The 13,027-nt window shown below is 71.5% G+C and carries 14 protein-coding genes; 7 read left to right on the top strand and 7 right to left on the bottom strand.

Translation table 11 applies throughout. The annotated features are described in order from the left end of the window. Nucleotides 1–3: 3 nt before the first annotated feature. From J2X63_RS14910 to J2X63_RS14900, 3 genes are all read right to left on the bottom strand, one after another. Entirely contained in the window at nucleotides 4–948 is a 945-nt protein-coding gene (locus J2X63_RS14910; RefSeq protein WP_309978636.1) for a hypothetical protein, read from the bottom strand. Nucleotides 949–1,031: 83 nt separating this feature from the next. After that, nucleotides 1,032–1,694, bottom strand: a complete 663-nt coding sequence (serB, locus tag J2X63_RS14905) for a phosphoserine phosphatase SerB (protein WP_309978634.1) — start codon at nucleotides 1,692–1,694, stop codon at nucleotides 1,032–1,034. Continuing rightward, nucleotides 1,691–2,938, bottom strand: coding sequence for a glucose-1-phosphate adenylyltransferase (locus J2X63_RS14900; RefSeq protein ID WP_309978630.1), 1,248 nt, complete (start codon nucleotides 2,936–2,938; stop codon nucleotides 1,691–1,693). The genes serB and J2X63_RS14900 overlap by 4 nt, the downstream gene beginning before the upstream one ends. 80 nt (nucleotides 2,939–3,018) lie before the next feature. Between J2X63_RS14900 and glgA the strand changes: the two genes are divergently transcribed. From glgA to J2X63_RS14885, 3 genes are all read left to right on the top strand, one after another. Continuing rightward, a complete protein-coding gene (gene glgA, locus J2X63_RS14895; RefSeq protein ID WP_309978628.1) occupies nucleotides 3,019–4,206 on the top strand; it encodes a glycogen synthase in 1,188 nt (395 codons plus the stop codon). Nucleotides 4,207–4,287: 81 nt separating this feature from the next. Continuing rightward, the gene (locus J2X63_RS14890; protein WP_309978626.1) at nucleotides 4,288–5,073 is read left to right on the top strand and encodes an ABC transporter ATP-binding protein; all 786 of its coding nucleotides are present in this window, start codon (nucleotides 4,288–4,290) and stop codon (nucleotides 5,071–5,073) included. 109 nt (nucleotides 5,074–5,182) lie between these two features. Beyond that, nucleotides 5,183–5,431: a type B 50S ribosomal protein L31 gene (locus J2X63_RS14885; protein WP_122936417.1), complete on the top strand. Its 249-nt coding sequence runs from the start codon at nucleotides 5,183–5,185 to the stop codon at nucleotides 5,429–5,431. Nucleotides 5,432–5,510: 79 nt separating this feature from the next. On the opposite strand, the gene J2X63_RS14880 is transcribed toward J2X63_RS14885, so the two are convergent. Then, on the bottom strand, nucleotides 5,511–6,320 hold the full coding sequence (locus tag J2X63_RS14880) for an exonuclease domain-containing protein (protein ID WP_309978622.1): 810 nt from the start codon (nucleotides 6,318–6,320) through the stop codon (nucleotides 5,511–5,513). Between the two features lie 113 nt (nucleotides 6,321–6,433). Here J2X63_RS14880 and J2X63_RS14875 point away from each other — a divergent pair, with 113 nt between their 5' ends. Together J2X63_RS14875 and J2X63_RS14870 are read left to right on the top strand one after the other, a co-directional pair. Then, the gene (locus tag J2X63_RS14875) at nucleotides 6,434–7,327 is read left to right on the top strand and encodes an alpha/beta fold hydrolase (RefSeq protein ID WP_396133162.1); all 894 of its coding nucleotides are present in this window, start codon (nucleotides 6,434–6,436) and stop codon (nucleotides 7,325–7,327) included. Next, nucleotides 7,324–8,424 (top strand): glycosyltransferase family 1 protein, encoded by a 1,101-nt coding sequence (locus J2X63_RS14870; protein WP_309978618.1) that lies wholly within the window; start codon nucleotides 7,324–7,326, stop codon nucleotides 8,422–8,424. Before J2X63_RS14875 ends, J2X63_RS14870 begins: the two co-directional genes overlap by 4 nt. 11 nt (nucleotides 8,425–8,435) lie before the next feature. Here the strand turns inward: J2X63_RS14870 and J2X63_RS14865 are convergent, their stop codons facing one another. Together J2X63_RS14865 and J2X63_RS14860 are read right to left on the bottom strand one after the other, a co-directional pair. Continuing rightward, nucleotides 8,436–9,080, bottom strand: a complete 645-nt coding sequence (locus J2X63_RS14865) for a histidine phosphatase family protein (RefSeq protein ID WP_309978616.1) — start codon at nucleotides 9,078–9,080, stop codon at nucleotides 8,436–8,438. Nucleotides 9,081–9,111: 31 nt separating this feature from the next. Beyond that, entirely contained in the window at nucleotides 9,112–9,933 is an 822-nt protein-coding gene (locus tag J2X63_RS14860) for an NAD-dependent protein deacetylase (RefSeq protein WP_309978614.1), read from the bottom strand. Between the two features lie 110 nt (nucleotides 9,934–10,043). Here J2X63_RS14860 and J2X63_RS14855 point away from each other — a divergent pair, with 110 nt between their 5' ends. Next, complete coding sequence (locus J2X63_RS14855) at nucleotides 10,044–10,877, top strand: RNA methyltransferase (protein WP_309978612.1); 834 nt, start codon at nucleotides 10,044–10,046, stop codon at nucleotides 10,875–10,877. Beyond that, entirely contained in the window at nucleotides 10,874–12,199 is a 1,326-nt protein-coding gene (locus J2X63_RS14850) for a D-alanyl-D-alanine carboxypeptidase (protein ID WP_309978610.1), read from the top strand. The genes J2X63_RS14855 and J2X63_RS14850 overlap by 4 nt, the downstream gene beginning before the upstream one ends. Here J2X63_RS14850 and J2X63_RS14845 read toward each other — a convergent pair. Beyond that, nucleotides 12,181–12,966 (bottom strand): SGNH/GDSL hydrolase family protein, encoded by a 786-nt coding sequence (locus J2X63_RS14845; RefSeq protein ID WP_309978609.1) that lies wholly within the window; start codon nucleotides 12,964–12,966, stop codon nucleotides 12,181–12,183. The genes J2X63_RS14850 and J2X63_RS14845 overlap by 19 nt on opposite strands. Nucleotides 12,967–13,027: the final 61 nt, after the last annotated feature.

The following is a 13,027-nucleotide window of genomic DNA, read 5'->3' as shown; positions in this document are numbered from 1 at the left end:
CGGCTAGCGGTCGATCCGCACCACGTCGTACCCGGTGTCGGGCGTCGGCGGCGTGCCGAAGCGCGCGTTCGGCAGGTACAGGCCGGAGCCGAACCTGGCGATGGTCGTCGGGACGGCGAAGTCGGGATCGGTCAGACGGTCGACCACCGTGCCGCTCGTGCCCTGCGCGTCGAGCCGCACCACGGCCACGGTGTTGAGCTGGTTCTGCACGACGTAGAGCGTGCGGCCGACCACGAGCAGGCCGTCGCCGTTCGGCAGGTCGGTGCCGCCGAGGTCGACGACCGTGGCCTCACCCGTGGTGGGGTCGACCCGGTACAGCGTCGACGTCGATGACTGGATCACCAGCAGCGCCTGATGGTCGGGTGTCTCCGCGATCCCGTTCGCGTTGAATCCCGCGACCTGGTCCCAGTCGCCCGTCAGCGGGAGGACCTCGAACGAATTCGAGAGCTCACCCGAGGGGCTCACGGGGACGAAGTACAGTTCGGCGGCCGAGCTGTTCGTGAACCAGGCACCGTCGTGCGTGAGCACGACGTCATTGATGAACGCCGCCGGGTCGGTCGTGAACTGGTACGACTCGAGCACGGCGCCCGTGTCGGCGTCGACGACCCGAGCATCGCCCGCAGGCCCGCCCGCGATGAACAGTCGTCCTCGCTCGTCGACCTTCAGTCCGACGGATGGGGTCCCCGGCCCCTCGAGGCGGTCGAGTTGCTCACCGGTGCGTACGTCGAACACGAAGACGTCGCCGTCGACCAGCGATCCGACGTAGCCGGTGCCGCCCGGGCCGATGGCGATGCCCTCGGGCTGGAACCCGTCGGGGAGCTCGATGGTCTGGGGGAACATGCCCCCGCCCGGTGGAGGACTCGCCTGGGCGGTGCCCGCCGCCGCGACGGCGAGGAGCCCCGTGAGAGCGAAGGTGGCGAATGCGCGTGCGACGATGCGACCGGACATGGCGACATGGTACGTCCGCGCTCGCGCGGCGGTACGGGTTCTGGGGAAGCTCCCAGTCGGACGGTGCGCGGGCCGCGCGGCGCTCAGCCGCGAAGGCCGAGCAGCGGCAGCACGGCGCTGAGGTCGGGTGCGTCGATCGCGACATCCGCCCGCTCGCGCACCACGGGCTTCGCGCAGAACGCGACGCCCAGCCGGGCGGTGCGCAGCATCTCCAGGTCGTTCGCGCCGTCGCCGACGGCGATGGTGCGGTCGAGCCGGATGCCGCTGGCCGCCGCCCACTCCTCGAGCGCCGCCGCCTTGCCGTGCGCGTCGACGATCGCCCCGTCGACCCGCCCCGTCAGGCAGCCGCCGTCGACCTCGAGTCGGTTCGCCCGGCAGAAGTCGAGTCCGAGCCGCTCGGCGAGCGGGTCGAGCAGCTCGTGGAAGCCGCCCGAGACGACGCCGACGCGACCGCCGGCCGCGTGCACGCCGTCGATGAGCTCCTGCACGCCCGGTGTGGGGGTCATCCTCGCCCGGGCCTCGGCGAACACCGAGAGGTCGAGCCCGGCGAGGGTGGCGACGCGTTCGCGCAGGCTGGCGGCGAAGTCGAGCTCGCCGCGCATCGCGCGCTCGGTGACCTCGGCGACGAGGGCGAGGCTCCCCGCGGCATCCGCGAGCAGTTCGATGGCCTCTTCGCGGATCAGCGTGGAATCGGCGTCGAGCACGACGAGGGGGCCGCTCGCGCGGCCGGCTGCCGTCGCCGTCACGCGGTGGCCCGCACCCGCGAACCCTTGCCGACCACGGTGATGCCGCTGTCGGTCACGATGAATCCGCGCGCGAGGTCGTTCGCCCGATCGACGCCGATGTGCGCGCCCGCCTCGACGACGACCTCCTTGTCGAGGATGGCCCGCTGCACCGTGGCCCCGGCCTCGATGCGCGCGCGGTCGAAGAGGATCGAGTCGGCGACGTGCGCGCCCGACCCCACGATCGCCCACGGCCCGAGCACGCTGCGCTCGACGTGCGCGCCCGAGATGACCGAGCCGAGCGAGACGATCGAGTCGATCACCGTGCCGAGCGAGCCCCGCGCGTCGCGGGTGAACTTCGCGGGCGGCGAGTTCAGCTGCTGGCTGAAGATCGGCCACTCGCGGTTGTAGAGGTTGAAGACCGGGAGGACCGAGATGAGGTCCTGGTGCGCCTCGAAGAAGGAGTCGATCGTTCCCACGTCGCGCCAGTAGTAGCGATCGCGGTCGGTCGACCCGGGCACCTCGTTGCGCCGGAGGTCGTAGACGCCGGCGGCACCCTGGTCGACGAATGCGGGGATGATGTCGCCGCCCATGTCGTGACTCGAATCCGTGCGCTCCCCGTCGCGCAGCACGGCGTCGATCAGCGCGTCGGCGTTGAAGACGTAGTTGCCCATGGACGCCAGCACCTCGTGGGGCGCGTCGGGAAGGCCCACCGGGTCCTTGGGCTTCTCGAGGAACCGGCGGATGTGGTCGGGGCGCTTCTCGTCGACCTCGATGACGCCGAACTGGTCGGCGAGCGAGATCGGCTGGCGGATCGCAGCCACGGTCGCGGCCAGGCCCGACTCGATGTGCGCGTCGATCATCTGGCTGAAGTCCATGCGGTACACGTGGTCGGCGCCGACGACCACGATGATGTCGGGCTGCTCGTCGTAGATCAGGTTGAGGCTTTGCAGGATCGCGTCGGCCGAACCCGAGAACCAGCGCTTGCCGAGACGCTGCTGGGCGGGCACGGAGGCCACGTAGGAGTTGAGCAGGCCGTTCATGCGCCAGGTCTGCGACACGTGCCGGTCGAGGCTGTGCGACTTGTACTGCGTGAGCACGACGATCTGGCGCAGGCCGGAGTTGAGGAGGTTCGACAACGCGAAGTCCACGAGGCGGTACTGGCCGCCGAACGGCACCGCGGGCTTCGCCCGATCCTCCGTGAGGGGCATGAGACGCTTGCCCTCGCCCCCAGCGAGCACGATGCCGAATACCTTGCGCGTGGCCATGGACCCAGCGTAGTCAGGCGACGAGGGTTTCCGGGCGACGGAGTCGGGCCATTGCGGAAGCGCTGCGATACCGTTAGGGCATGCGCGTCGACCTGCTCACCCGCGAATATCCGCCCGAGGTCTATGGAGGAGCGGGGGTGCATGTCGCCGAGCTCGTCAGAGCGCTGCGTCGCGACCTCGAGGTCGTCGTCCGCAGCTTCGGCGCTCCCCGCGACGAGCCCGGCACCTTCGGCTACGCCACGCCGGCCGAGTTCGACGGGCGCAATCCGGCGCTCGGCACCATGGGGGTCGACCTGCTCATGGCGGGGGATTCCGCCGGAGCCGACCTCGTGCACTCGCACACCTGGTACGCGAACTTCGCCGGGTTCACCGCGAAGAAGCTGCACGGCATCCCGCACGTCGTGACCGCGCACAGCCTGGAGCCGCTGCGCCCGTGGAAGGCCGAGCAGCTCGGCGGCGGCTACCGACTGTCCTCGTGGGTGGAGCGCACGGCCTTCGAGGACGCCGACGCGGTCATCGCCGTGAGCGACGGCATGCGCCGGGACATCCTGCGCGCGTACCCCGCCATCGACCCCGCGCGGGTGGACGTCGTCTACAACGGCATCGACCTCACCGACTGGAAGCCGAACCACGACGCCGACCTCGCGCGATCGCTCGGCCTCGACCCCGATCGCCCCTCGGTGATCTTCGTCGGCCGCATCACGCGCCAGAAGGGCCTGCCCTACCTGCTCCGAGCGGCCCGGATGCTGCCCGCCGACGTGCAGCTCGTGCTGTGCGCCGGCGCACCCGACACCGAGGAGATCATGGCGGAGGTCACCGCCCTCGTCGACGAGCTGCGCGCCGAGCGCGGGCTCGTGGTGTGGATCGACCGGCACCTGCCCCGCAACGAGCTGACCGCGCTGCTGACCGCGGCGACCGCGTTCGTCTGCCCGTCGGTCTACGAACCGCTCGGCATCGTCAACCTCGAGGCGATGGCGTGCGGCGCGCCCGTCGTCGGCACGGCGACCGGCGGCATCCCCGAGGTCGTGGACGACGGCGTGACCGGGGTGCTGGTGCCCATCGAGCAGGCCGACGACGGCACGGGCACGCCACTGGATCCCGACGCCTTCGTCGCCGACCTCGCCGCCGCCCTCACCCGGGTCGTGGCCGACCCCGCCACGGCTCGCGCGATGGGCCAGGCTGGTCGACGACGCGCCGAGGAGCACTTCGCCTGGGACGCGATCGCCGAGCGCACGCAGGAGCTCTACCGCCGCGTGCTCGCGCGCTGACGCCGATCAGGCGCGCCCTCCGGTGCGTGCACGCCGGCTGCGGACGGAAGCGCTGTCCGCGTCCCGATAGCATTGGTGATTATGGCGAGTACGGTGCTGCAGTTCCGCGATGTGTCGGTGGTTCGAGACGGGAATCCGATCCTCGACTCGGTGACGTGGAGCGTCGACTCCGACGAACGCTGGGTCATCCTGGGCCCCAACGGCGCGGGCAAGACCACGCTGCTCCAGATCGCCGCCGCGGCCATGCACCCGACGAAGGGCACGGCCGACGTGCTGCAGGAGTCGCTGGGCAAGGTCGACGTGTTCGAGCTGCGCCCGATGATCGGCTTCGCGTCGACGGCGATGGCGCGCAAGATCCCGCGCAACGAGACGGTGCTCGACGTCGTGCTGACCGCCGCCTATTCGGTGACCGGTCGGTGGAACGAGGAATACGAGGAGATCGACCTGCGTCGCGCGCAGCGCGTGCTCTCGGAGTGGGGCCTCGAGGGCTTCGCCGGGCGACGGTTCGGCAGCCTCTCCGACGGCGAGCAGAAGCGCGTGCAGATCGCGCGATCGGTGATGACCGACCCCGAGCTGCTGCTCCTCGACGAGCCGGCCGCGAGCCTCGACCTCGGCGCCCGGGAGGAGCTCCTCGGGCTGCTCGGCGGCTACGCGTCGTCGCCGGCCTCGCCCGCGATCATCATGGTCACCCACCATGTGGAGGAGATCCCGCAGGGCTTCACCCACGCGATGCTGCTCTCGAAGGGGCGCATCGTCGCGGCGGGGCCGCTGGCCGAGGCCCTCACGTCGGCCACGCTGACCGAGACGTTCGGCATCGAGATCGGCCTGACCGAGGCCGACGGCCGATACACCGCGCGCGCGGCCTGACTTCCGACCGTCGCGATTCTGCTAGAATCGTTTGTTGGCCCATGGGCCGAGTGCTTTCCTGCCCGCGAGGCAGGTGCGAATCCACCATCCATTCAACAAGGAAGTCTCCATGAAGACCGACATCCACCCCGACTACAACGCCGTCGTCTTCCGCGACCTCGCTTCGGGCGCCACGTTCCTCACCCGCTCGACCGTGTCGAGCGACAAGACGATCGAGCTCGATGGCGTCACCTACCCGGTGATCGACGTCGAGATCTCGTCGGAGTCGCACCCGTTCTACACGGGCAAGCAGCGCATCATGGACTCGGCCGGCCGCGTCGAGAAGTTCAACCAGCGCTTCAAGAACTTCGGCAAGTAATCCTGCCGTACGAGGGCGGGCGACTCCGGTCGTCCGCCCTTCGTCGTGCCCGCGGCATGGCGCGCCGAACCCGACGCGGTCAGAACAGCGCGTCGGGATCCGCCGTAGGCGGGAATCCGTCGAGGACGGCGACCGCCGAGGCCGCCGCGGCAGGGGCTGCGACGGACGCCTGAGCGGGTGCCGTGGTGCGACGGACGGGCCAGGCGCCCGAGGTCGTGAAGTCGGGGTCGCCGTTCGCGCGGCGGTACGCCTGGTAGCTCTCAGCTTGCTCGCGGCACCAGTCAACCTGCCGCGCGTGCAGGTCGCCCACCGCGATGGCCGACAGCTCGGGGAAGGCGCGAACGATCGCCTGGGCGACGCGGCCCGCGGCCACGGCATCGGCGCCGGCGTCATGGGCGTTCGGCAGTGCGACGCCGTAGTGCTCGGCCGTGGCCGTGAGGGTGCGCTTGCCGCGCCGATAGCGGTCGATCGCCTTGTCGATCACGAGCGGATCGATCACCGGTCCGGGGCCGGGCAGGGGAGTGTGCCCGTACCGCTCGGCCTCACGCTCGAGGAGGGTGAGGTCGTAGGCCGCGTTGTACGCCACGATCGGGAGGCCCCGGCCCGCGGCATCCGCGAGGGTGGCGATGATCTCGGCCACGGCCGACACCGGCGACTGCCCTTCGAGCCGGGCACGTTCGGTCGTGACGCCGTGGATCAGCGAGGCGGCCGTGGGGATCTCGACTCCGGGATCGACGAGCCACTCGTGACGCTCGAGCTCCTCGCCGTCGGCTCCGATCACGCCCACGTGGGCGGTCACGATGCGGCAGGTGTCGACGTCGATGCCGGTGGTCTCGAGGTCGAACACGGCGAGGGTGTCGGCCCATCGGGCGCTGCTCGTGGCATCCATGGTTCGAAGGCTATGCGGGCCCACCGTCAGAGCCGCGGAGCGACCCGCGGGTGCGCAGATCGGCGGTGGCCGGGCGGGACGACGCTCAGGCGGCCCGCCGTAGAATGTCGGGGATGATCGAGTCCCCGTACGCCGAGCAGCTCGCTCGCATCCCCGTCAGCGAGCACCGCACCGACGTCGACGGCACCGAGACCGCGTGGTGGGAGTACGGCGCAGCGGACGCGCCGGTGCTCGTGCTCGTGCACGGATTCCGGGGCGATCACCACGGCCTCGAACCCGTCGTCGCGCAGCTCCCCGGCTTCCGCATCATCTCTCCCGACCTGCCGGGCTTCGGTTCCTCCTCGGTGTTCGTCGACCGCCCGCACGACATCGAGGCGTACGCCGACTGGCTCAGCGCGTTCATCACGGCGGTGGGCATCGACGGGCCGTACACGCTGCTCGGCCACTCGTTTGGCTCGATCATCGCGGCGAACGCGGTGGCCCGAGGCCTCGCCCCCGAGCGGCTCGTGCTCGTGAACCCGATCGGGGCGCCCGCGCTCGAGGGGCCACGCGGCGTGATGACCCGGCTGGCGGTGGTGTACTACCGCGCGGCAGCGGCGCTGCCCGAACGTGCCGGCTTCGCGCTGCTGCGCAACGGCGCCATCGTGCGCGTCATGAGCGTCACCATGGCCAAGACCCGGTCGAAGCCGCTGCGACGCTGGATCCACGACCAGCACGACCGCTACTTCTCGGCGTTCGGCGATCGAGACGCCGTGCTCGAGGCGTTCCGCGCCTCGGTCGGCAACGACGTGAGCGAGGTCGCCGCCGACATCCACGTGCCGACCCTGCTCGTGGCGGCGGAGCGCGACGACGTCACCCCCCTCGACGCCCAGCGCCGCCTCGTCACGCGCTTCCCCGACGCGACGCTCGAGGTCATTCCCGAGGTCGGCCACCTCATCCACTACGAGACGCCGGGCGACGCGGCGGCGCGCATCCTCCGGTTCCTCCGCTCGGGAGCGAACGCGTGAGGATCGTCGTCGACTGCCGCTACGTGCGCATCGGCCGGCACGACGGCATCAGCCGCTTCACCGCGGGCATCGTCACCGAGCTCGGCAAGCGGCATCCGCTCACCATGCTCGTGAGCGACCACCGCCAGCTCGACATGCTGCCCCCGCTGCCCTGGCAGCTCGTGAGCTCGCCCACGAGCCCCCGTGAACCGCTCGTCGCCCTGCAGGTGCGCAAGCTCCGCCCCGACGTCGTCTTCAGCCCCATGCAGACCATGGGGTCGTGGGGCCGCAACTACCGGCTGCTGCTCACGCTGCACGACCTCATCTACTACGAGAACCGCACGCCGCCGCGCGACCTGCCCGCACCCGTGCGGCTGCTGTGGCGGCTCTACCACCTCGCCTGGTGGCCGCAACGGATCCTCCTCAATCGCGCCGACGCCGTGGTCACCGTCTCCGAGACCACCGCGGGGCTCATCCACGAGCACCACCTCACCGACCGTCCGGTCACGGTCATCCCGAACGCCGCCGACGACCTCGCCGTGCCCGACCTCCCGCGCGTCCGCCCCGCCGGGCACCGGCTCGTGTACATGGGCTCCTATATGCCCTACAAGAACGTCGACACCCTCGTGCGGGCGGTCGCCGCGCTGCCCGACCACGAGCTGCACCTGCTGAGCCGCATCAGCGCCGACGAGCGAGCGCGGCTCACTCGGCTCGCCCCGCAGGCGCGCCTCGTCTTCCACGACGGCGTGACGGATGCCGAGTACGCCGAGCTGCTCACCGGCGCGACCGCGCTCGTGCACGCCTCACGAGCCGAGGGGTTCGGCATCCCACTCGTCGAGGCCATGCGGCTCGGCACGCCGGTGGTGGTCAGCGACATCCCGATCTTCCGGGAGATCGGCGGCGACGCCGCCCTCTACTTCGACGCGGCCAATCCCGAGGCGCTCGTGGCGGCCCTGTGGTCGCTCGAACGCGACGGGGAGTGGGAGCGCCGCTCCGCGGCATCCGTCGCCGTCGCTGCCCGCTACACCTGGGCGTCGTCGGCCGAGCAGCTGCTCGAGCTCATGCGTCGCACGGTGGGGCCGGCCACGCGTCGTCGTCGGTCGGCTCGCCGCGCCTGAGCGCGTGGGCCTCAGGCGCCGTCGGTGCCCGTGAGCGCTTCGGGGGCCACGAGCTCGATGGCGTCGCCCACCACGCGAAGCAGGTGCACGGACCCGTTCTCGATCACGTAGGAGGCGCCCGGCAGCGTCCAGCCGCTGAGGTGCATGATGAGCGCGTGGATCACCCCGCCGTGAGTGACCACGATGACGTCCCCGCCGGGATGGCTGCGCGCGATGGCGAGCAGCGCGGCCGACGCGCGCGCGATCACCGCCGACCGGGACTCCAGCCCCTCGATGGTCGCGGCCTGCGCCTCCACGGCGGCGCGACCGGCATGGTCGAGGCCTTCGAGCACCCCGTGGCTGCGCTCCGCGAGGTCCGCGACGAGCACAGGCTCGGGAAGTCCGAGACGGTCGGCGATGATCGCGGCGGTCTCGGCGGCCCGCGACAGCGTGCTGGCGTAGATCGCGTCCCACTGGTCGCCCGCGAGTGCGGACGCCGTGTGCGCGGCCTGCTTCCGCCCGGTGTCGTTCAGCGGGATGTCCGTGGACCCCTGGATGCGGCGGGCGCGGTTCCAGTCGGTCTCGCCGTGGCGCACGATCGCGAGGGTCACCGGCCTGGCGTCGAGCGCGGCGAGCCCGTCGCTGGGAACGGTCTCATCGGGTGCGGCATCCGTCATGCCCACCATGCTGGCAGACCCGTGAGGGGCGTCAGGACCGCAGCGCCTCGGCCATGGCGGTGAGCGTCTCGCTCGCGCCCGCGTCGATCTTCACCGCGGCCCTGCTGTCGCCCTTGGTGATGCCGCGATTCACGACGATGATCGGCATGCGCCGGCGCCGTGCCAGCTCGATGAGCCGCATGCCCGAGTTCACGACGAGCGACGACCCCGCCACGAGCAGCGTGTCGGCGGCCTGCACGAGCGAGGCCGCGGCCTGGTACACGTCGACCGGCACGAACTCGCCGAAGAACACGACGTCGGGCTTCAGGATGCCGCCGCAGACGGTGCACGCGGGGATCACCATCGTGTCGACGTCGTCGACGTCCACATCGCCGTCCGGCCGGGCCCGGATCGCGCGCTCGAGGTCGATCGAGGGATTCAGTTCGGCCAGCCGGTCGGCGATGGACTGCCGGGCGTAGTGCTGGCCGCAGGTGAGGCAGAGCACGCGGTCCATGCCGCCGTGCAGCTCGACCACGTGCCGGCTGCCCGCCCGGCGGTGCAGGCCGTCGACGTTCTGCGTGACGACGCCGTCGACGATGCCGCGCGCCTCGAGGTCGGCGAGCGCGAGGTGGCCGCGGTTCGGCTGCGCGCTGCCGAAGCTGCGCCAGCCCAGGTGGCTGCCCGCCCAGTACCGCTTGCGGGCCGTCTCGGAGGCGAGGAACGCCTGCAGCGTCATCGGCGTGCGCACCGGCGCGCCCTCGCCGCGGTAGTCGGGGATGCCCGAGTCCGTTGACACCCCCGCGCCGGTCAGCACCGCCACGCGCGAACCGCGCATGAGGCCGATCGCCGTCTCAAGCTGTTCGTCGGCGATCATCGGAGCTTCGAGGCCAGGCACCACGGCGTCTCCCTTCGACGTGGTCCGATTCTAGACGTGTCCGTTTTCCGGAATGTTTCGCGCACTGGCAGGCTAGGGGGAGGAGATCAATGCACATCGAACGAGTCCGCGACGCGGCATCCGACGCCGTGGCCGACTACGCCCGGCTCACCGACGTGACCCTGCGCAGCGCCCACGAGCCCGCCGAGGGCCTGTACATCGCCGAATCGGCCAAGGTCATCCGCCGTGCGATCGGCGCGGGGCACCGCCCGCGCTCGGTGCTGATGGAGGAGAAGTGGCTGGCGGGCCTCGAGGCCGAGCTCGCGCCGTTCGACGTTCCGGTGCACCTGGCCGACCCCAACCAGCTCGAGGAGATCACCGGATACCGCGTGCACCGCGGCGCCCTCGCCGCGTTCGAGCGGCCGGTGCTGCCCGACCCCGTCGACCTGCTTGCGAGCGCGCATCGGGTGGTGGTGCTCGAGGACATCGTCGACCACACCAATGTCGGCGCGATCTTCCGCTCGGTCGCCGCGCTCGGCGCCGACGCGGTGCTCGTCAGCCCGCGCTGCGCCGACCCGCTCTACCGCCGAAGCGTGCGGGTGAGCATGGGCACGGTGTTCCAGGTGCCGTGGACCCGGCTTCCCGAGTGGCCCGAGGCGCGGCGGATGCTGCACGCGCACGACTTCTCGATCGCCGCGCTCGCCCTCGCCGACGACGCCGTGTCGCTCCGCGACCTCGCGGCGGATCCGCCCGAGCGGCTCGCCCTCGTCTTCGGCGCGGAGGGCGACGGACTCAGCAGGCACGCGCTCGAGGCATCCGACCTGGTCGTCACGATCCCCATGGCTCACGGCGTCGACTCGCTCAACGTCGCGGCCGCCGCCGCGGTCGTGCTGTACGCGCTGGCGGTCGAGCCCGCGGCATCCGATGCAGGAGACGCCCGATGAGCGCGACGCGCACACAGGCGCACGGGTCGAGCACGCCCCCGACGCAGGTCGTCCCGTCGCGACGGCCGAGCCCTCGCGTGTACCGGCGTCGGCGCATCGTCGTGTTCAGCGTGCTCGCGGTGGTGCTCGCCCTGCTCGTCAGCGGCGGCGTGTACACGGCCAACGCGCTCGGCGCACCCATCCCGTCGGCCGCGCCGCAGGTCACCGATCCCGCACCGGTCGCGGCCGCGCCGCAGCCGCTCGCTCTGCCCGGATTCGGCACCTACGCCGTCGGCGCGGTCGGATTCGACGGGCTGCTCGCGGCCGGCTCCGAACAGCAGCCCATGCCGATGGCGAGCATCGCCAAGGTCATCACGGCCCTCGTCGTCCTCGACGCGCATCCGGTCGCGGCGGGGGAGGGCGGGCCCGACATCACCTACACCGAGGACGACGTCGACATCTACTGGGACCAGGTGGCGCAGAACTCGTCGGTCGCCCCGGTGGTCGCGGGGTCGACGCTGTCACTCCGCGAGAGCCTCGAGGCGATGCTGCTGCCGTCGGGCGGCAACTACTCGATCTCGATCGCCAACTGGGCGTTCGGCTCCGTCGAGGGCTACCTGACCGCCGCCCGCACCTGGCTCGACGCGCACGGGCTCGTGAACACGCGCCTCGTCGACACGAGCGGCCTGTCGCTCGATGACGTGAGCACGGCGGCCGAGATCGTCGAGCTCGGCAAGCTCGCCCTCGCCGACCCGACCGTCGCCGAGATCGTGGCGCTGCCCTCCGTGGAGGTGCCCGAGATCGGGAAGCTGAAGAACTCCAACAAGCTGCTCGGCACGCACGGGGTCGACGGCATCAAGACCGGCACGACGGATGACGCCGCGAACCTGCTCTTCTCCGCGGACTACCCCGTCGGCTCCAGGACCGTCACCGTCGTGGGCGTGCTCCTCGGCGGCGAGACGCACGCAGTGCTCAACGACGCGATCGCCGCGCTGCTCGACTCCGTCGCGCCCGGCTTCCACGAGGTGTCGCCGCTCCAGGCGAACGAGGTGCTCGCCGAGTACGACACCCCGTGGGGCGACACCGCGCGCGCCCGCACGACCGAGGGCGCCACCGTCGTCGTCTGGAACGACACGCCCGTCGACGTCGAGGTGCGGGCCGATCCGCTCACGCTGGCGAGCCGTGGCGCCGAGGTCGGCACGGCGGTGGTGCACGCCGGTGCGCAGGAGATCACGGTGCCCCTGGTGCTCGACGCCTCCCTCGAGGACCCCGGCGCCTGGTGGCGGCTCGCGAACCCGGGAGCGCTCGACGCACCGAAGCCGGCTCAGTCGGGCAGCGAGTAGGGACCGGCGTCCGGCCGCTTCGCCGAGATGAGGTCGCCCGACGACTGGTGCCGGATGCGGCGGAGCACCCACGGCACGAGGTACTCCCTGGCCCACGACAGGTCCTCGACCCGGGCCTGGCGCCACGTGCTCGCGGGCAGCGGTTCGGGCTTCATGGGCTCGAGTCCGTTCTCGACGTTGAGTGCCGCGAGCACCATGCGGGCGACCGTGTGGTGGCCGAGCGCGTTGAGGTGCAGGCGGTCGGGCGCCCACATGCGCTGGTCCTGGATCTCGGTCAGCGCCCACTGGTCGGCGACCACGCAGTCGTAGCGCTTGGCGATGGTGCGCAGGTTCTCGTTGTAGATCGCCACCTTGCCCCGGATGCCGCGGAAGACGGGTGAGAAGCCCACGTCGACGCCCGTGAAGATCACGATGGTGGCGTGGTCGCGGGAGAGGCGCTCGACGGCGTACTCGAAGCGCGCGGCGATCTCGTCGGGGTCGGTGCGCGGCCGGATGACGTCGTTGCCGCCCGCGGAGATCGTGATGAGGTCGGGCCGCAGCGCGAGGGCCGGCTCGAGCTGCTCGTCGATGATCTGCTGGATGAGCTTGCCGCGCACCGCGAGGTTCGCGTAGGCGAAGTCGTCGACGCCCTGCGACAGGACCTCGGCGACGCGGTCCGCCCAGCCGCGGTGCCCGCCGGGCACGCCGGGTTCGGGGTCGCCGATGCCCTCCGTGAAGGAGTCGCCGAGAGCGACGTAGCGCGACCAGGGATGCTGCTGCGTGACCATCCCCCCATTGTGCCAAGTCGCCGGGTTCGAGGATGTCGGGCGGCTCCGCTACCCTCGAATC

It is taken from the genome of Agromyces sp. 3263, assembly GCF_031456545.1.
Classification (GTDB): Bacteria; Actinomycetota; Actinomycetes; order Actinomycetales; family Microbacteriaceae; genus Agromyces.
Note: the sequence above shows the minus strand (reverse complement) of the source record. Positions and strands in the feature narration are given on the sequence as shown.